Source organism: Kaistia geumhonensis (assembly GCF_030815145.1).
Classification (GTDB): Bacteria; Pseudomonadota; Alphaproteobacteria; order Rhizobiales; family Kaistiaceae; genus Kaistia; species Kaistia geumhonensis.
On record NZ_JAUSWJ010000001.1, the window covers coordinates 2,966,148 to 2,983,765 of the forward strand.

A 17,618-nucleotide genomic window follows, 5' to 3' on the forward strand; every position below is an offset into this window, starting at 1 on the left:
GGTTTGGCGGTAGATTGCGGCCCGGCACTCCCCATATACTTGTTCATGTCGCGGCGGGAACAGAACGGGAAGCCGTGCCGGTCAGCGATTCGGGCCGCTTTTGTTCCTGAGTTGTTCGTAGCGGCGGATGTGGTCCTGTCTTCGGGCGCTCCGACGATCCTTCCGCCCAATGCCGAGGTGAGACCACCCGCCCCATGACGGACAGCATCAGAGCCACGGGCGCCGGAGCAGGCGGCCGCGGCGTTACGGCCGTTCTCGGTCCGACCAATACCGGCAAGACCCATTTCGCGATCGAGCGCATGCTCGCCCATTCGAGCGGCGTCATCGGTCTGCCGCTGCGCCTCCTTGCCCGCGAGGTCTATGGCCGCATCGCCGCGCGTGTCGGCACCGAGGCGGTGGCGCTCATCACCGGCGAAGAAAAGATCATTCCGGCTCATCCGCGCTACCGGGTCTGCACGGTGGAGGCGCTGCCGTCGGAGACCGACGCGTCCTTCCTCGCCATCGACGAGATCCAGCTCGCCGGCGATCTCGAGCGTGGCCATGTCTTCACCGATCGCATCCTCAATCTGCGCGGCCGCGACGAGACGCTGCTGCTCGGCGCCGCCACCATGCGCGGCATCATCGAGAAGCTCCTGCCGGGTGTGACCGTCATCACACGGCCGCGCATGTCGCTTCTCACTTATTCCGGCTCGAAGAAGATCACCCGCCTGCCGCGCCGCTCGGCCATTGTCGCCTTCTCCTCCGATGAGGTCTATGCGGTGGCCGAGCTGATCCGTCGTCAGCGCGGCGGCGCCGCCGTTGTGCTCGGTTCGCTGTCGCCGCGCACCCGCAACGCCCAGGTCGAACTGTTCCAGAACGGCGATGTCGAATTTCTGGTCGCCACCGATGCGATCGGCATGGGGCTCAATCTCGACGTCGATCATGTCGCCTTCGCGCAGGAGCGGAAGTTCGACGGCTATCAGTATCGCCGCCTGACGGCGTCCGAGTTCGGGCAGATCGCCGGCCGCGCCGGCCGTCACACCCGCGACGGCACCTTCGGCGTCACCGGCCAGGTCGATCCGCTCGACGACGATCTCGTCGAGGCGCTGGAGAATCACCAGTTTCAGCCGGTGCGTACGCTTCAATGGCGCAACCGGTCACTCGATTTCCGCACGCTCGACACGCTGCGCATCAGCCTCGAGAAGCCGCCGGCGATGGAGGGCCTTTCCAAGGCGCCGCCTTCCGTCGATGTCGCCGTTCTGGAGCGGGTCGCGCGTGATGCCGAGGTCAAGGCGCTGGCCGACCGGCGCGAGCGCGTCCAGCTCTTGTGGGATATCTGCCAGATTCCGGATTACCGGCGCATCGCGCCGGCCAATCACGCCGAACTGGTGACAGAGATTTTCGGCTTCGTTGCGCGCAACGGGGCGGTGCCGGACGACTGGTTTGCCCGGCAGGTCGCCTTCGCCGATCGCACCGACGGCGACATCGATACCCTCGCCAATCGCATCGCCCATATCCGGACCTGGACCTTCGCCGCCAACCGTCCGAACTGGCTTCGTGATCCTCGGCATTGGCAGGAGCGCACGCGCGCGATAGAGGATCGTCTTTCCGATGCGCTGCACGAGCGATTGACGCAGCGTTTTGTCGACCGGCGCACCAGCGTCCTCATGAAGCGGCTGAGAGAAAACGCGATGCTCGAAGCAGAAATCACCTCGTCCGGCGACGTGCTGGTGGAGGGGCAGCATGTCGGAAGCCTGCAGGGGTTCCGCTTCACGCCGGATCCCAAGGCCGACGGACCGGACGCCAAGGCGATCGCGGCTGTCGCGCACCGGGCTCTTTCCGGCGAACTGGAACGGCGGGCCGAGAAGATCGGCCGGGCGCCCAATCCCGAATTCGCCCTGTCGAGCGACGGCACCCTGCGCTGGCTGGGCGCGCCGGTGGCGAAGATCATCTCGACCGACGATGTCCTCAAGCCGCGTCTCCTGCTTCTCGCCGATGAAGGGCTGACCGGCCCGTCGCGCGAGCGGGTGCAGGACCGGGTCGATCTCTGGCTGAAGAGCCATATCGAGACGCTGCTGAAGCCGCTCTTCGACCTCCTTGCCGGCGCCGAGCTCACCGCGCCCGCCCGCGGCATCGCCTTCCGCCTCGTCGAAGGCCAGGGCGTGCTCGACCGGTCCGAGATCGCCGAGGACCTGAAGGCGCTCGACCAGGAGTCGCGCGCCGGCCTTCGCAAGCTCGGGGTGCGCTTCGGCGCCTACCATGTCTATGTGCCGGCGCTGCTGAAGCCGGCGCCGAGCGCGCTCAACGCGCTGCTCTGGGCGCTGAAGAATCAGGGCCTCGATACGCCCGGCCTCGCCGAACTGCCGCAGCTCTCCTCGTCCGGGCGCACGACGATCCTCGTCGATCCCACCTTCGCGCGGCCGCTCTACAAGGTCGTCGGCTATCGCATCGCCGGCAACCGCGCCGTCCGCCTCGATATTCTCGAGCGCCTCGCCGACATCATCCGCCCGCTGATCGCCTGGAAGCCGACGCCCGACAATCTGGTGCCCCCCGATGGCGCGGTCGACGGCAACGGCTTCACCGTCACCGTCTCGATGATGTCGCTGCTCGGCTGCTCGGGCGAGGACTTCGCCGGCGTGCTGAAATCGCTCGGCTACCGCATGGAGCGCCGTCCGGCCCCGCCGAAGCCGGCCGCACCTGTCGCGGTCGAGGCACCCGCGGCGCCGGTCGAGGCTGCGTCCGAAGCCGCTCCCGTGGCGGACGAAGCGCCTGCAGAAGCGGCCGTCTCGGACGCCGTGACCGAGGGCGAGGCCGCCGAGGCCGCCGTGCCGGCCGCGAGCGAGGCCGACGTTGCGGAGGCTCCTGCGGAGCCGGCCGAGGCGCCCGCCGAAGCCGTTTCGGCAGAAGCCGAGGCGGATACCCCCGTCGCCGAGGTCACGGAAGCCGAGGCTCCGGCCGATGCGCCCGTCGAGGCGGCGACAGCCGCCACGGACGATGCCGCCGCGGCCGCGCCGGAGGAGCCGGCGATGATCGAGATCTGGCGGCCGGGCCGCTTCGATCGCCGTCCGCCGCGCGAGCAGAACGAGCGGCGCGGGGGCCATCGCCATCGCGGACCGCAACAGGCCGCTGGCGGCGAAGGCGGCGAGCAGCGCCGCGAGGGCGGACAGCAGCGTCGCGACGGCCGTCCGCAGCATGGCCAGCCGCGCGGGGAAGGCGCGCCCGCCGAGGGACGCCGCCCGGACAATCGCGGTGGCGAGGCCAAGGGTCCGCGCCGCGAGGATCGCGGCCCGCGTCAGGATCGGCGCAACAACGAGCGTGGCCCGGAGGCCGAGGGCGATCGTCCAGACCGTCGTCATGGCGAGCGTCATGGCGATCGCGATCAGCGTCGCGGCCCGGCGCCGCAGCAGCAGCGCCGCGACGAGCCGCGCCGCGAGCGGCCGATCGATCCCAATTCGCCCTTCGCCGCGCTGGCGGCGCTGAAGGCGGATCTCGAGGCCAAGAAGCGCGGAAGCTGAGCGCGTCAGCCGGGCGCGGCGGCTGAGCCGCGCTCGAGGAAGGGCGACGGCGTGCCCGGCAGGATCAGGACGAGGGAGACCGGCGCGCTGGCCGAGGTGGGCCGCCTCGGCGCGCCGCGCGTGACGAGCGTCACCGGCGGCGCGATGCCGATCGCGACGCGCCCGTCGGAGGCCGGCTTCAGCCCGCTCGATCTGCTCTTCGCCGCGCTGGCCGGATGCCTCGTCGTCAGCGCCCGCAGCGCGGCGGGCGAACTCGGGCTGCTCGACCGTTTCGAGACGGCGACGGCGCGCGTGAATGGCGAAAAGGCCGTGGAGGGTCCGTCCCGGGTCGAGGCGTTCCACGTGGAACTCACCATCGCGGGCGATCTCGACGAGGGTGAGCGCGCCCGGATCGCCGCGCGGGCGGAAGAGCTCTGTACTGTCAGCAACACCCTCCATGGTGCGCCGAGGATCGTGCTTCGGCACGGCTGAGCCTGCGCTGGACATTTGGCCACCACCGCTCGACCATCGCCGCGTCAGGCCGGCGAATCGCCCGACCCGGCGCAGGGCAGGGACGCGGGAGGGCCATGTCCGAGGCTCCAGAGCGGCAGCGCATCGACAAGTGGCTGTGGTTCGCACGCTTCGCGCGCACCCGTACGCTCGCCCAGAAGCTGGTGGCGGCCGGCTCGGTGCGCGTGAACCGCGAGCGGGTCGACAGCGCCAGCCGGCTGGTGAAGCCGGGCGACGTGCTGACGGTCGCGCTCGAGCATCAGATCCGCGTGGTGCGGGTGCTGTCGAGCGGCGAGCGTCGCGGCCCTGCCAGCGAGGCGCAGGAGCTCTATGAGGAAGTGACGCCGCCGGCCCCGGTCGCCCGCAGCGGCGGCGGTCCGCGGCCGACGAAGCGTGACCGGCGGGCCCTCGATGCGCTTCATGGCGCGGGCGGCGGCTTTCCGGGAATGCCGGTCGCGGACGGGGGCGAAGACTAGATGTTCTTTTCTCGGCGCGGCGTCCCGGCGCACCGGGGCGTCCTTGCACCGTCCGGTCAAATTGTTTACCCAAACCCTGCCTGCGAGAACCCTGCCCGAGAGGCTGGCGCGCCGCGGGCGAGGAGATCGCCGTGCCCTATGTCGTGACCGATAACTGCATTCGCTGCAAATACACCGACTGCGTCGAGGTCTGCCCCGTGGACTGTTTCTACGAGGGCGAGAACATGCTGGTCATCCATCCCGACGAATGCATCGACTGCGGCGTCTGCGAACCGGAATGCCCCGCCGAGGCGATCAAGCCGGACACCGAGCCGGGCCTCGACAAATGGCTGAAGCTCAACGCCGAATATGCCGAGAAGTGGCCGAACATCACGCTGCGCAAGGAGCCGCCGGCCGACGCGGCGACCTTTGACGGCGTCGATGGAAAGCTCGAGCAGTACTTCTCGGAGAAGCCCGGCGAGGGCGACTGAGACAGGCGCCGCTGGCGCCACCGGACTGCGACCGATTCGCCTCCTGGCGGCGCGCGGGCGAGAACCCGCGCGTTAAAGCTTTGTTTTTCCGCCCTTTTGTGATACATAACCAACACAGTCGGTAAAAACCTTCGGCGTTGCCGCACCAGATCGGTGTTTGGTTGGTGGTAAGCCCCCACTTTCGGTAGTCGATGAACCTCTGGTGGTGCCCCCCGGCGCCGCCGGCGGACATCCGCGACCCATTGTGCGTGGCGCCAGCTGCCTTTCGGCGGGCCAGCGATTTTTTCCATCGGCTGACAGGTGTGAGAGGCGGATCCGGGTGGTTCGCCGCCGGGATGCGTTTTTCCCGGCAGCTGCCCGGTCGCATGGAGCGATGGGCCTGGCGCGGGTGCGCCCGGCCCGGCCTCCGGTCTGGCGAGCCGGGACCGTAACCGCAAGGAGTTGAGACGAGTATGGCCGCAATCAAGAAGACCACTCATCGTTCCGATTTCAAGACGAGCGAGCGCATCGTCTATCCGGCGCATGGCGTCGGCGAGATCGTCGGTCTCGAGGAACAGGAAGTGGCCGGCATGAAGCTCGAACTGTTCGTCATCGCCTTCGAGAAGGACAAGATGAAGCTGCGCGTCCCGGTCGCCAAGGCGACGGCCGTCGGCATGCGCAAGCTGTCCGATGCCGCTACCGTCAAGAAGGCTCTGGAGACGATCCGCGGCCGCGCGCGCGTCAAGCGCACGATGTGGAGCCGCCGCGCCCAGGAATACGAGGCCAAGATCAATTCCGGCGATCTCATCGCCATTTCCGAGGTCGTGCGCGACCTGTTCCGCTCCGAGAGCCAGCCGGAGCAGTCCTATTCCGAGCGCCAGCTCTACGAGGCGGCCCTCGACCGCATGTCGCGCGAGATCGCGGCGGTGAGCGAGATCTCCGAGACCGAGGCCGTGCGCCAGATCGAGCAGAACCTCGCCAAGAGCCCGCGCCGCGGCGCCAAGGCCGAGGACGCGACCGGCGAGGCCGAGCCCGAGGACGATCACGACGAGACGCATGACGAGGCGGCCTGAGCCGCTTCGCCGCGCCCCCGGGCGCGGCTGCCGACAGTGATGCAGAGCGCCCGGCCGCAAGGCCGGGCGTTCGCTTTTTCAAGACCCTCATCACGCCGATTTGTGCGCGTCGCGCGCAACCAACCGACGATCCCGTCCGTATGACGAAGGACAGCAAGCGGATCAAAGGACGGGAGCAGCGCCATGGCGATGTCGACGAATTCCGGCCGCCAGTTCGTGCGGGCGGCCATGCAGGCCCCCTATCTCGAACGCGGGCAAGAGAAGTCGCTTGCCGAGAAATGGCGCGGCGAGAGCGACGCGGCCGCCCTCCATGAGCTGACTCAGTCGCATATGCGCCTCGTCATCGCCATCGCGGCCCGCTTCCGCCATTTCGGCCTGCCGATGAACGACCTGATCCAGGAGGGCAATGTCGGCCTGCTCGAGGCGGCGGCCCGCTTCGAGCCCGAGCGCGATATCCGCTTCTCCACCTACGCCACCTGGTGGATCCGCGCCGCGATCCAGGACTATGTGCTGCGCAACTGGTCGATCGTCCGTGGCGGCACCTCCTCCACGCAGAAGGCGCTGTTCTTCAACCTGCGCCGGCTCCGCGCCCGTCTCGCCCGGACGCAGGAAGGGGTCAGCAACCGCGAGATCTACCAGCAGATCGCATCGACCATCGGCGTCTCGACCGACGATGTGGCGATGATGGATGCGCGCCTGTCGGGTTCCGACACCTCGCTCAACGCGCCGGTGGGCGAGGGCGACGCCTCGGCGTCCGACCGTCAGGACTTTCTCGTCGACGACACCCCGCTGCCCGACGAGCGGGTCGGCGAGGCGATCGACGGCGCGCGCTGGTCGGCCTGGCTGCACGAGGCGATGGACGCACTCAATCCGCGCGAGATCCGCATCCTCAAGGCCCGGCGCCTGAGCGAGGAGAGCGCGACACTGGAGGAACTGGGCGCCGCGCTCGGCATCTCCAAGGAACGCGTCCGCCAGATCGAGAGCCGCGCGATTGAGAAGCTCAAGGCGGCGCTGCTGCGGGACCATGGCCCCGAGGCGCGGCCGCTCTGACCCACGAGTGAAAACGAAGAAGGGGCGCGGCCGTCGAAGCCGCGCCCCTTTTTCTCGTCGTGATTACCGAACCTATTCGATCTGCGTGACGTCGCGCACCGCGCCGCGGTCGGCGCTGGTCGCCATGGCGGCATAGGCGCGCAGCGCCGTCGAGACGGCCCGCTTGCGCGGCGCGGCGGGTTTCCAGCCGGCCTTGCCCTTGGCGTCCATCGCGGCGCGGCGGCGGGCGAGTTCCTCGTCCGAAATCACGATCCGCATGCTGCGGTTCGGGATGTCGATCTCGATCATGTCGCCGGGCTCGACCAGGGCGATGGCGCCGCCCGAGGCGGCCTCCGGCGCGACATGGCCGATGGAGAGACCCGAGGTGCCGCCCGAGAAGCGGCCGTCGGTGATGAGCGCGCAGGCCTTGCCGAGGCCGCGCGACTTCAGATAGCTCGTCGGATAGAGCATCTCCTGCATGCCGGGACCGCCCTTCGGACCCTCGTAGCGGATGACGACGACGTCGCCTTCCTTGACCTTCTTGTTGAGGATGCCGTGGACCGCATCGTCCTGGCTCTCGAAGATCACGGCCGGGCCGGTGAATTTCAGGATCGACTCGTCGACGCCGGCCGTCTTCACGACGGCGCCGTTCGGCGCGAGATTGCCCTTCAGAACCGCGAGGCCGCCGTCCTTCGAGAAGGCGTGCGGGATGTCGCGGATGGCGCCCGCCTCGCGGTCGAGATCGAGCTCGTCCCAGCGCGAGGACTGGCTGAAGGCGACCTGGGTCGCCACGCCGCCCGGCGCGGCGCGGAAGAATTCGCGCACGCTCTCGGAATTGGTCTGCCGGATGTCCCAGCGCTGGATGGCCTCGCCGAGCGTCGCGGTATGCACCGTCGGCTGGTCGGTGTTGAGCAGGCCGCCACGCGCCAGTTCGCCCAGGATCGCCATGATGCCGCCGGCGCGATGGACGTCCTCCATGTGGACGTCCTGCTTGGCCGGCGCGACCTTGGAGAGCACCGGCACGCGGCGCGACAGGCGGTCGATGTCGTCGAGGCCGAAATCGATGCCCGCCTCATGGGCGGCGGCGAGGATGTGCAGCACGGTGTTGGTCGAGCCGCCCATCGCGATGTCGAGCGTCATCGCGTTCTCGAAGGCGCCGAAGCCGGCGACGTTGCGCGGCAGCACGGTCTCGTCGTCCTGCTCGTAGTAGCGGCGGGCGAGGTCGACGATGAGATGGCCCGCCTCGACGAAGAGCCGCTTGCGGTCGGAATGGGTGGCGAGCGTCGAGCCGTTTCCGGGCAGCGACAGGCCGAGCGCTTCGGTGAGGCAGTTCATCGAATTCGCCGTGAACATGCCGGAGCAGGAGCCGCAGGTCGGGCAGGCCGCGCGCTCGATGGTGGCGACGTCCTCGTCCGAGGTGCGCTCGTCGGCGGCGGCGACCATGGCGTCGACGAGGTCGAGCGCGACCTTGCGGCCGTGCAGGACGACCTTGCCGGCCTCCATCGGCCCGCCGGAGACGAAGACGGCCGGGATGTTCAGCCGCAGCGCCGCCATCAGCATGCCGGGCGTGATCTTGTCGCAGTTGGAGATGCAGACCATGGCGTCGGCGCAATGCGCATTGACCATGTATTCGACGCTGTCGGCGATGATCTCGCGCGAAGGCAGTGAATAGAGCATGCCGTCATGGCCCATCGCGATGCCGTCGTCGACGGCGATCGTGTTGAACTCCTTGGCGACGCCGCCCGCCTGTTCGATCTCGCGCGCGACGAGCTGGCCGAGATCCTTGAGATGGACGTGGCCGGGCACGAACTGCGTGAACGAATTCACCACCGCGATGATCGGCTTGCCGAAGTCGCCGTCCTTCATGCCCGTCGCGCGCCAGAGGCCGCGGGCGCCGGCCATGTTGCGGCCGTGGGTGGTGGTGCGGGAGCGATAGGCAGGCATGGAGACCTCGCGTGACGAACAGGGTTCCCGTGGGGACCATCTCGGCGGCCGGTGGTGCGGGCCGCGACCGGGAAGATAGTTTCGTTGCACCAGAATACGATGCCTGTCGAGTGAAAATGGCCGCGACAGGCCTCTTGAAAGGCTGCGAGGACACCGCCATCTTCCGCCCAACGAGCGGGGTCCGGGCCCCTCTGGCGGTGCGTCGCCCACCGCGATGTCGGACCCTTTGGCCATGAGGCACGGCGACCTGCGGCTCGTTTCATGGAAGCCCTATCCGTATTCCTTTTCTCCGATTTCCTCGGCCAGACCGTCGCGGTGTGGCTCGCCTTCCTGGTCATCATCGTCGCGCTGCTCGCCTTCGATCTCGGCTTCGCCAACAAGGGCGACCATGAGATCGGCATCCGCCGCAGCCTTCTCTTCTCCGCGCTCTACATCGCCATCGCGCTGATCTTCGGCGGCTATGTCTGGTGGTCGATGGGGCCGAAGTCCGGCATGGACTATCTGACCGGCTTCGTCGTCGAGAAGAGCCTCGCGCTCGACAACATCTTCGTCATTTCGCTGATCTTCACTGCCTTCGCGGTGCCGCGCGCCTACCAGCACCGGGTGCTGTTCTGGGGCATCGTCGGCGTCGTCGTGCTGCGCGCCATCATGATCGGCCTCGGCGCGGCGCTCATCAGCCAGTTCGGCTGGATTCTCTACGTGTTCGGCGCCTTCCTCGTCCTCACCGGCATCAAGATGCTGATGGCCGGCGACGAGGAGCCGGACATCGAGAAGAACCGGGTCGTCCGTCTGGTGCGGAAGTTCATCCCGGTCACCAGCGAGTTGCACGGCCATCACTTCTTCGTGCGCGCGCCGAGCCGGCGCAGCGGCCGGCTCGTCTGGACGGCGACGCCGCTCTTCCTGGCGCTCGTCACGATCGAGATCATCGACATCGTCTTCGCGGTCGACAGCGTGCCGGCGGTGTTCGCGATCACTCAGGACCCGTTCATCGTCTACACGAGCAACATCTTCGCGATCCTCGGCCTGCGCGCCCTCTATTTCGCGCTCGCCGCCGCGGTGCACCGTTTCCACTATCTCAAATATGCCCTGGCGCTGGTGCTGATCGTCGTCGGCGCCAAGATCTACTGGACGCATCTCGTCGGACCGGTCGATTCCCTCGTCTCGCTCGGCCTCACGGTCGGCCTGCTCGGTGGCGGCGTGATCGTCTCGCTCTGGCGCACGCGCGCGGAAGACGCCGCGGCCGCCGCGCACGACCTCAAGGCCGGCTCCTGACGCGCAACCGGCAGCGCGGCCGTCCCGGTCACGGGGCGGCCGGTGCCGGAAAAGGGCAGGGCAAAGGTCCGTCCGGGGTCAGCCCCCCGGGCGGCGCTCAGGCGGGGTCCAGCGCCCGCTCGACGAGCCGCGCCAGATAAGACGAGCCGACCGGGATCGCCTCGTCGTTGAAGTCGTAGTCGGAATTGTGCAGGCCGGCGGTGTCGCCGTTGCCGAGGAAGATGAAGGCGCCGGGCCGCTTCTCCAGCATGTAGGAGAAGTCCTCGCCGCCCATCATCGGCGCGACATCGGTGTCGACATTGCCGGCGCCGGCCACCTCGCCCGCCACCTTCGCGGCGAAATCCGTCTGCGCCGCGTGGTTCACGGTCACGGGATAGTTGCGGTCATAGTCCACCGCGATGGTCGCGCCCGTCGCGAGCGCGATGCCGGAGGCGATGCGCATGATGCGCTCCTCGGCGAAGTCGCGCAGCTCCGCCTTGAGCGTGCGCACGGTGCCGCCCAGCCGCGCCGAGCCGGGAATGATGTTGTGGGCATGGCCGGCATTGAAGCGCGTCACCGACACGACGACGGATTCGATCGGGTCGACGCCGCGCGAGACGATGGTCTGCAGCGCCGTGACGAGCTGCGCGCCGATGACGACCGGGTCGATCGTGATGTGCGGCTTCGCGGCATGGCCGCCATGGCCGGTGATCTCGAGGGAGAATTCGTCGGTCGCGGCCATGATCGGGCCGGGGCGGATGGCGAAATGACCGATATCGAGGCCGGGCATGTTGTGCAGCCCGTAGACCTCGTCGATGCCGAAGCGCTCCATGAGCCCGTCCTCGACCATCGCGCGGCCGCCGCCGCCGCCTTCCTCCGCAGGCTGGAAGATCACCACGGCCGTGCCGGCGAAATTGCGCGTCTCGGCGAGATAGCGGGCGGCGCCGAGCAGCATCGCCGTGTGGCCGTCATGGCCGCACGCATGCATCTTGCCGGGCTCCGTCGAAGCGTAGTCCTTGCCGGTCGTCTCGAGGATCGGCAGCGCGTCCATGTCGGCGCGCAGCCCGATGACGCGGCCGTCGCCCTTCGCCCCCTTGATGACGCCGACCACGCCGGTGCGACCGATCCCGGTCTCGACCGCGTCGACACCGAAGTCGCGCAGCAGGCCGGCCACGGTCGCGGCCGTGCGATGCACCTCGTAGAGCAGTTCGGGATGGCGGTGCAGATCATGCCGCCAGGCGACGATGTCGTGCTGGAACTCGGCGAGGCGGTTGATGATCGGCATCGGGCACTCCGGAGCGTCCTAAAGGACCACTTTAGCTGCACCGCAACAGAAAATCACGCCACCGCCTGAAGCCCGCCGGCGCGCTCGATGAAGGCGACGACCTCGTCCACATTGTGCCCGGCGCGGACATTGGTGAAGACGAAGGGCCGCTGGCCGCGCATGCGGCGGGAATCGCGGTCCATCACCTCCAGCGAGGCGCCGACCATCGGCGCGAGATCGATCTTGTTGATGACGAGGAGATCGGAGCGGGTGATGCCGGGGCCACCCTTCCTCGGGATCTTGTCGCCCGCCGAGACGTCGATGACGTAGATCGTGATGTCGGCGAGCTCGGGCGAGAAGGTCGCCGCGAGGTTGTCGCCGCCGGATTCGATGAGGATCACGTCGAGGCGGGGGAAGCGGCGGTTGAGATCGGCGACCGCGGCGAGGTTGATCGAGGCGTCCTCGCGGATCGCGGTATGCGGGCAGCCGCCCGTCTCGACGCCGAGGATCCGGTCCGCCGCCAGCGCGCCTGAGCGCGTGAGGAACTCGGCGTCCTCCTTCGTATAGATGTCGTTGGTGATCGCCGCGATGTCGTAGCGCTCCCGGAGCCGCTTGCAGAGCGCATCCATGAGCGCGGTCTTGCCGGAGCCGACGGGGCCGCCGACGCCGACGCGCAGGGGGCCGTTGGGGGAGCGGGTCATGAGCGGAACAGCCTCGTATACTGCGTTTCGTGTTTCATGCTGGCGATGTCGGCGCGGAAGACCGCGCCGCCGACCGCCTCGAGCGGCTGGCCTTCCGCCCGGTCCACCGCGCGGGTGACGACCGGCGACAGGCGCGCGATGATCTTCTGCCCGTCGGTCTGGCCGAGCGGGACGGCCCTGAGGCCAGCCGAGACGATATTGGCCGCGAAGGCGTGCAGATAGGCCTCGGCGGCCGGCCGGCGCGGCACGCCATGCGCCGCAGCGGCCACGGCCACGGCCACCGGATAGGCGGGACCCTCGTCGCCGGCGAGCCGCTCCGCCGCCCTGGCGAGCGGGGCGTTCGGCCAGGCGGCGGTGACGGCGATCATGAAGGCGCGGCCCTGCGCAAGGGATTCGAGCCGCCGCTCGGCGCCCGGCGCCAGCGCGGCTGCCAGTTCCGCCACCTCGGCCAGGCGGTCCGGATCGTCGATCGCCCCGGCGGCATGGGCGAAGAGGATCGCGTCCGAGCGCCCGGCGCCGTGGAGCAGGATATCGGCGATCCAGGCCTCCAGGCCCGGCGCGTCGCGCACCGTCCCGTCCTCGATCGCCCATTCGAGGCCGTGACTGTAGCTGAAGGCGCCGACCGGAAAGGACGGCGACAGCCAGGCGAGAAGGCGATGCAGCGCCGCCGGATCAACGAGGTCGGACCGGGGAGCCTCGCGCAGCGTCACGGACGATCCCGCCGGTGGCCGTGACCGTGGTGATGGTCGTGACCGTGGTGATGGTCATGATCGTGATGGTCATGGTCATGGTCATGGTCGTGGTCTTGCCCGCCATGCTCATGATCATGCGCATAGCCGTGCTCTTCGACAGGGGCGGGACCGTGATCATGGCCGTGCACCCGGCCGTGGCCATAGGCGCCGCCTTCCGGATTGAACGCCGCCTCGACGGCGGTGACCGTCGCGCCGAGCCCTTCCAGCATCGTCTCGATCACATGATCGCGCCGGATGCGGAGCTTCTCGCCGATGAGTTCGGTCGGCAGATGGCGGTTGCCGAGATGCCAGGCGACGCGCACCAGATGCGCCGCGTCGCGGGCGGTCACCTCCGCGAGCGCCTCCGGCGCGGCCTCGACGGCGACGATACGCCCGTCCTCCAGCAGCAGCCCGTCGCCATGGCGCAGCGCCACCGCGCCGGGCAGGTCGAGCAGGAAGGCGGTGCCGCCCTTCGCCGACATCGCGACGCGCCGGCGATGGCGCGCATCGAAATCGAGCACGACGGTATCGACGGCCGCCTTCGACCACAGGCCGGCGGGATAGACGGAGACGGCGCGGATCATTCTGGCAGATCCTGGTAGAGGTCAGGCGGAAACGCCGGATCCAGAACCTCCTCGACGGAGAACGGGCAGGTTTCGGGAAAAAGGCGAAGCGGCAATTCGGTCTCTGCGGCGGCAATACGTCTGGCGCTCACATATTCCACCGCGAGAATTTCGGCGGGATAGGGCCTGAGGCTCGGGCTGTCGCCGAGGATACGCCGGAGTCGATCCCGATGTTCGATGATCGAGGCGACCCAGCCACCCTCGCGTCGATCCGGCTGGTAATTCCATTTCAGGAGGTGGGCGAGCACGACATTCAGATTGCTGCCGATGCTGCGTCGGTCGCTCCGTCCCAAGCCCTCGATCTCCTCGGCGGCATTCTCCCAGTCCACTTCGTTGTGGCGGCGGGCCCGCAACTTCTCGGCCTGGTCCTGCGTCCATGCATAGAAATCGTCGTCGTAGGCAGAGGCTGTTTTCGTCGCGGTCCGCGTGCTCATCGTCCCAATCTAGAACAGGAAGTAGCGCTGGGCCATCGGCAGCACGTCGGCGGGCTCGCAGGTGAGCAGTTCGCCGTCGGCCCGCACCTCGTAGGTCTCGGGGTCGACCTCGATGTCGGGCGTCGCATTGTTGCGGATCATCGCCGCCTTGCCGATGCCGCCGCGCGTGTTCTCGACGGCGACGAGGTCCTTGTCGACGCCGAGCTTGTCGCGCAGGCCATTCGCCACCGCCGCCTTGGAGACGAAGGTCACCGAGGACGCGGTCAGCGCCTTGCCGAAGGCGCCGAACATCTGGCGATAGTGGACGGGCTGCGGCGTCGGGATCGAGGCGTTGGGATCGCCCATCGGCGCCGCGGCGATCATGCCGCCGAGCAGCACATAGTCGGGCTTCACGCCGAAGAAGGCGGGCGACCAGAGCACCAGATCGGCGCGCTTGCCGACCTCGATCGAGCCGATCTCGCGGGCGAGGCCCTGCGCGATGGCCGGGTTGATCGTGTATTTGGCGATGTAGCGCTTCACCCGCTCATTGTCGTTGTCGCCCGTCTCGGAGGCGAGGCGCCCGCGCTGCACCTTCATCTTGTGCGCCGTCTGCCAGGTCCGGAGCGGAACCTCGCCGACGCGGCCCATGGCCTGGCTGTCCGAGGACATGATCGAGAAGGCGCCGAGATCGTGCAGGATGTCCTCGGCGGCGATCGTCTCCTTGCGGATGCGGCTCTCGGCGAAGGCCACGTCCTCGGGAATCGACGGATCGAGGTGGTGGCAGACCATGAGCATGTCGAGATGCTCTTCGAGCGTGTTGCGCGTATAGGGCCGCGTCGGATTGGTCGAGGACGGGATGACGTTGGGCAGTCCAACGACGCGGATGATGTCCGGCGCATGGCCGCCGCCGGCGCCCTCGGTGTGGAAGGCGTGGATCGTGCGGCCCTTGAAGGCGGCGATCGTATCCTCGACGAAGCCCGACTCGTTGAGCGTGTCGGTGTGGATCATCACCTGCACGTCGTAGTCGTCGGCGACCGACAGGCAGCAGTCGATCGCGGCCGGGGTCGTGCCCCAGTCCTCGTGCAGCTTCAGCGACGAGGCGCCGGCCTCGATCATCTCGACCAGCGCCTCGGGCCGCGAGGCGTTGCCCTTGGCGGCGATGGCGATGTTCATCGGGAAGGCGTCCATCGCCTGGATCATGCGGGCGATGTGCCAGGGGCCGGGCGTGCAGGTGGTGGCGAGCGTGCCATGCGCGGGGCCGGTGCCGCCGCCGACCATGGTGGTGACGCCCGACATCAGCGCCTCCTCGATCTGCTGCGGGCAGATGAAGTGGATATGGCTGTCGATGCCGCCGGCGGTGAGGATCTTGCCCTCGGCCGCGATCACCTCGGTGCCGGGGCCGATGACGATGTCGACGCCGCTCTGCACGTCGGGATTGCCGGCCTTGCCGATCGCGGCGATGCGGCCGTCCTTCAGCGCGACGTCGGCCTTGACGATCCCCCAGTGGTCGAGGATCAGCGCGTTGGTGAAGACGGTGTCGACGGCGCCACCGGCCCGTGTCACCTGGCTCTGGCCCATGCCGTCGCGGATCACCTTGCCGCCGCCGAACTTCACCTCCTCGCCATAGGTGGTGAGGTCGCGCTCGACCTCGATGACGAGGTCGGTGTCGGCGAGGCGGACCTTGTCGCCGACGGTCGGCCCGAACATATGGGCATAGGCGTGGCGGGATATCTTGGCCATGACCGTCTCCGTCAGCCCAGCGGGCCCATGATCTTGTTCTGGAAGCCGTAGACGGTGCGCGTGCCACCATAGGGCACGAGCGTCACCGTGCGCGTCTGGCCGGGCTCGAAGCGGACCGCCGTGCCGGCCGCGATGTCGAGGCGCATGCCGCGCGTCTTGTCGCGATCGAAGGCGAGCGCGTTGTTGGTCTCGAAGAAATGATAGTGGCTGCCGACCTGGATCGGCCGGTCGCCGGTGTTGGAAACGTCGAGCGTGACGGTCGCAAGGCCGGCATTGAGCTCTATGTCGCCATGGCCGGTGATGATCTCGCCTGGGATCATGGTGTCTTTCCCCTGGTTCCGTCAGGCCGCGAGGCCGCGCCGTTCCGTGCAGCGCTCGTCGTTCCCCAGCACGCGGCGTGCCGAGGGCGGGTTGGCGGCGAGCTTGCCGGCCGGCCGCACCGGCCGCCGGACCAGTTCGCCGCCGCAATTGGGGCAGAGGCCGCCGAAGACGGTCGCCGCGCAGTCCGGGCAGAAGGTGCATTCGAAGCTGCAGATCATCGCGTCGGCCGCCGGCGGCAGGTCGCGGTCGCAGCATTCGCAATTGGGCCTGAGCTCGAGCATCGCCGCTACCTTATCGGCTGGTGGACGGTGACGAGCTTGGTGCCGTCGGGGAAGGTCGCCTCGACCTGCACGTCGTGGATCATGTCGGCGATGCCGTCCATGACCTGCGCGCGGGTGATGACATGGGCGCCGGCCTCCATCAGGTCGGCGACGGTGCGACCGTCGCGCGCGCCCTCGACGACATAGTCGGTGATCAGTGCGATCGCCTCGGGGTGGTTCAGCTTGACGCCGCGCTCCAGCCGCTTGCGGGCGACGATCGCGGCCATGGCGATGAAAAGCTTGTCCTTCTCGCGCGGTGTCAGATTCATCGGTCCAAAGCCTCCAGCATCCCTATTCCGGTCAGCACGACCAGACGCGCGGCATCGGCCGCCCGCGCAAGGCCAAGATCACGCTTTCGAGATCGCGCCGCAAGACCTGCCCCGAAGGGGCGAGGAAACGCAGGCTGAGCAGTCCGCGAAAGGCGCTGGCCCCGGCTTCTCCCATGCACGTCTCGAGCCTCTCGCGCACCGCGCCGAGCTTGTCCTCGGCATCCGGCGCGACGAGCACGAGGCTCGCGATCGCCACCTGGCCACCGGCGGTCGCGCCCCGCTCCATCAGCGCCGCGACATCGCCGTCGACCGCGATGCCGTCGGCATAGACGAGCGTTCCGGCGCGGCGGACGCGCCAGCGGTCGGCGAGGGTCAGCGCCGTCGCGCGCTCGCCCATCGCCGTGCGTCCGAACACATAGGCCTCGAGCAGCAGCGCCGTCGCATCGGCGGCGAGGTCGACCTCGAGCGATCGGCTGATCGCCGAACGGTCGAACAGGATCGTTTCCTGCGGCAGCCAGTCGATATGGGCGCCGGCGCCGATGCTGACGCGGTTCTCCACCCGAGCCGGCGCCGCCCCGGGCACCGCGCGATAGATGCGCTCGGCCGCCTGCGTGGTCACGGTGGCGTCGACGCCGTCGCCGATCGCCGCCTCGTAGACGAGCACGTCCCCGCTCGTGATGCCGCCGGCGGTGTTGAGAAGAACGGCATCCGGCGGCACGCCCGGCTCCGGTCGCGGCAGGCGGATCTTGCAGCAGCCCTGCTGCACGAATTCCGTCAGGCGGACATGCGGGCCGTCCCGGCGGAAGCCGATCCGCGCCCGCCCCTCGGCGCGCTGCATGCGGACCGGCGCCGCATCGGGCTCCGGGCGACGCCCTGCGGGGATGGTCTCGCCGTCCATGGTCGTGATCGGGTCTCCGCCTCGCGGGGCGATGGGCCTTCGTCAGCGGCGAAGGGGATGAATTTCCATGAGGATTTCACGCCGGCCGGGGCCGCGCAAGCGCTTCGGACGGGCAGCAACGGTACCCATTTTT

General features: G+C 68.7%; 18 protein-coding genes. 7 read left to right on the forward strand and 11 right to left on the reverse strand.

The genetic code is table 11. The annotated features are described in order from the left end of the window. The first annotated feature begins 194 nt into the window (after positions 1 to 194). The 6 genes from QO015_RS14065 to QO015_RS14090 all read left to right on the forward strand — a co-directional run bounded on the left by QO015_RS14065 (position 195) and on the right by QO015_RS14090 (position 7,031). Positions 195 to 3,494, forward strand: a complete 3,300-nt coding sequence (locus QO015_RS14065; RefSeq protein ID WP_266278647.1) for a helicase-related protein — start codon at positions 195 to 197, stop codon at positions 3,492 to 3,494. Positions 3,495 to 3,545: 51 nt separating this feature from the next. Beyond that, entirely contained in the window at positions 3,546 to 3,965 is a 420-nt protein-coding gene (locus QO015_RS14070; protein WP_266278646.1) for an OsmC family protein, read from the forward strand. A gap of 95 nt (positions 3,966 to 4,060) precedes the next feature. Next, entirely contained in the window at positions 4,061 to 4,459 is a 399-nt protein-coding gene (locus tag QO015_RS14075; RefSeq protein WP_266278645.1) for an RNA-binding S4 domain-containing protein, read from the forward strand. 131 nt (positions 4,460 to 4,590) lie between these two features. Then, positions 4,591 to 4,929 (forward strand): ferredoxin FdxA, encoded by a 339-nt coding sequence (fdxA, locus tag QO015_RS14080; protein ID WP_266278644.1) that lies wholly within the window; start codon positions 4,591 to 4,593, stop codon positions 4,927 to 4,929. A 452-nt stretch (positions 4,930 to 5,381) separates the two neighbouring features. Beyond that, positions 5,382 to 5,981: a CarD family transcriptional regulator gene (locus QO015_RS14085; protein ID WP_266278643.1), complete on the forward strand. Its 600-nt coding sequence runs from the start codon at positions 5,382 to 5,384 to the stop codon at positions 5,979 to 5,981. A gap of 183 nt (positions 5,982 to 6,164) precedes the next feature. Beyond that, positions 6,165 to 7,031: an RNA polymerase factor sigma-32 gene (locus QO015_RS14090; RefSeq protein WP_370877419.1), complete on the forward strand. Its 867-nt coding sequence runs from the start codon at positions 6,165 to 6,167 to the stop codon at positions 7,029 to 7,031. 72 nt (positions 7,032 to 7,103) lie between these two features. Here QO015_RS14090 and ilvD read toward each other — a convergent pair whose 3' ends face one another. Continuing rightward, entirely contained in the window at positions 7,104 to 8,954 is a 1,851-nt protein-coding gene (ilvD, locus tag QO015_RS14095; RefSeq protein ID WP_266278642.1) for a dihydroxy-acid dehydratase, read from the reverse strand. Between the two features lie 261 nt (positions 8,955 to 9,215). On the opposite strand from ilvD, the gene QO015_RS14100 reads away from it, so the two are divergent. Next, complete coding sequence (locus tag QO015_RS14100) at positions 9,216 to 10,226, forward strand: TerC family protein (protein ID WP_266278641.1); 1,011 nt, start codon at positions 9,216 to 9,218, stop codon at positions 10,224 to 10,226. Between the two features lie 97 nt (positions 10,227 to 10,323). On the opposite strand, the gene QO015_RS14105 is transcribed toward QO015_RS14100, so the two are convergent. The 10 genes from QO015_RS14105 to QO015_RS14150 are packed head-to-tail and all read right to left on the reverse strand — an operon-like array spanning position 10,324 to position 17,485. Beyond that, positions 10,324 to 11,490: a M20 aminoacylase family protein gene (locus QO015_RS14105; RefSeq protein WP_266278640.1), complete on the reverse strand. Its 1,167-nt coding sequence runs from the start codon at positions 11,488 to 11,490 to the stop codon at positions 10,324 to 10,326. 53 nt (positions 11,491 to 11,543) lie between these two features. Next, on the reverse strand, positions 11,544 to 12,170 hold the full coding sequence (gene ureG / locus QO015_RS14110; RefSeq protein WP_266278639.1) for an urease accessory protein UreG: 627 nt from the start codon (positions 12,168 to 12,170) through the stop codon (positions 11,544 to 11,546). Next, positions 12,167 to 12,880: an urease accessory protein UreF gene (locus tag QO015_RS14115; RefSeq protein WP_266278638.1), complete on the reverse strand. Its 714-nt coding sequence runs from the start codon at positions 12,878 to 12,880 to the stop codon at positions 12,167 to 12,169. Before QO015_RS14115 ends, ureG begins: the two co-directional genes overlap by 4 nt. Further along, on the reverse strand, positions 12,877 to 13,485 hold the full coding sequence (locus QO015_RS14120; protein WP_266278637.1) for an urease accessory protein UreE: 609 nt from the start codon (positions 13,483 to 13,485) through the stop codon (positions 12,877 to 12,879). The genes QO015_RS14115 and QO015_RS14120 overlap by 4 nt, the downstream gene beginning before the upstream one ends. Further along, a complete protein-coding gene (locus QO015_RS14125; protein WP_266278636.1) occupies positions 13,482 to 13,958 on the reverse strand; it encodes a DUF29 domain-containing protein in 477 nt (158 codons plus the stop codon). The genes QO015_RS14120 and QO015_RS14125 overlap by 4 nt, the downstream gene beginning before the upstream one ends. A gap of 9 nt (positions 13,959 to 13,967) precedes the next feature. Next, complete coding sequence (gene ureC, locus QO015_RS14130; protein ID WP_266278635.1) at positions 13,968 to 15,677, reverse strand: urease subunit alpha; 1,710 nt, start codon at positions 15,675 to 15,677, stop codon at positions 13,968 to 13,970. An 11-nt stretch (positions 15,678 to 15,688) separates the two neighbouring features. Further along, positions 15,689 to 15,997: an urease subunit beta gene (locus QO015_RS14135; protein WP_266278634.1), complete on the reverse strand. Its 309-nt coding sequence runs from the start codon at positions 15,995 to 15,997 to the stop codon at positions 15,689 to 15,691. A gap of 21 nt (positions 15,998 to 16,018) precedes the next feature. Continuing rightward, a complete protein-coding gene (locus QO015_RS14140; protein ID WP_266278633.1) occupies positions 16,019 to 16,279 on the reverse strand; it encodes a DUF1272 domain-containing protein in 261 nt (86 codons plus the stop codon). 5 nt (positions 16,280 to 16,284) lie between these two features. Further along, entirely contained in the window at positions 16,285 to 16,587 is a 303-nt protein-coding gene (locus QO015_RS14145; protein WP_266278632.1) for an urease subunit gamma, read from the reverse strand. A gap of 31 nt (positions 16,588 to 16,618) precedes the next feature. Next, positions 16,619 to 17,485, reverse strand: a complete 867-nt coding sequence (locus tag QO015_RS14150; RefSeq protein ID WP_266278631.1) for an urease accessory protein UreD — start codon at positions 17,483 to 17,485, stop codon at positions 16,619 to 16,621. Positions 17,486 to 17,618 lie beyond the last annotated feature (133 nt).

Coding starts and splice junctions, on each gene's coding strand:
- QO015_RS14065 (WP_266278647.1), top strand. CDS start 195: ATGACGGACAGCATCAGAGCCACGGGCGCCGGAGCAGGCGGCCGCGGC.
- QO015_RS14075 (WP_266278645.1), top strand. CDS start 4,061: ATGTCCGAGGCTCCAGAGCGGCAGCGCATCGACAAGTGGCTGTGGTTC.
- QO015_RS14085 (WP_266278643.1), top strand. CDS start 5,382: ATGGCCGCAATCAAGAAGACCACTCATCGTTCCGATTTCAAGACGAGC.
- QO015_RS14090 (WP_370877419.1), top strand. CDS start 6,165: ATGGCGATGTCGACGAATTCCGGCCGCCAGTTCGTGCGGGCGGCCATG.
- ilvD (WP_266278642.1), bottom strand. CDS start 8,954: ATGCCTGCCTATCGCTCCCGCACCACCACCCACGGCCGCAACATGGCC.
- QO015_RS14100 (WP_266278641.1), top strand. CDS start 9,216: ATGGAAGCCCTATCCGTATTCCTTTTCTCCGATTTCCTCGGCCAGACC.
- QO015_RS14105 (WP_266278640.1), bottom strand. CDS start 11,490: ATGCCGATCATCAACCGCCTCGCCGAGTTCCAGCACGACATCGTCGCC.
- ureG (WP_266278639.1), bottom strand. CDS start 12,170: ATGACCCGCTCCCCCAACGGCCCCCTGCGCGTCGGCGTCGGCGGCCCC.
- QO015_RS14120 (WP_266278637.1), bottom strand. CDS start 13,485: ATGATCCGCGCCGTCTCCGTCTATCCCGCCGGCCTGTGGTCGAAGGCG.
- QO015_RS14125 (WP_266278636.1), bottom strand. CDS start 13,958: ATGAGCACGCGGACCGCGACGAAAACAGCCTCTGCCTACGACGACGAT.
- ureC (WP_266278635.1), bottom strand. CDS start 15,677: ATGGCCAAGATATCCCGCCACGCCTATGCCCATATGTTCGGGCCGACC.
- QO015_RS14135 (WP_266278634.1), bottom strand. CDS start 15,997: ATGATCCCAGGCGAGATCATCACCGGCCATGGCGACATAGAGCTCAAT.
- QO015_RS14140 (WP_266278633.1), bottom strand. CDS start 16,279: ATGCTCGAGCTCAGGCCCAATTGCGAATGCTGCGACCGCGACCTGCCG.
- QO015_RS14145 (WP_266278632.1), bottom strand. CDS start 16,587: ATGAATCTGACACCGCGCGAGAAGGACAAGCTTTTCATCGCCATGGCC.
- QO015_RS14150 (WP_266278631.1), bottom strand. CDS start 17,485: ATGGACGGCGAGACCATCCCCGCAGGGCGTCGCCCGGAGCCCGATGCG.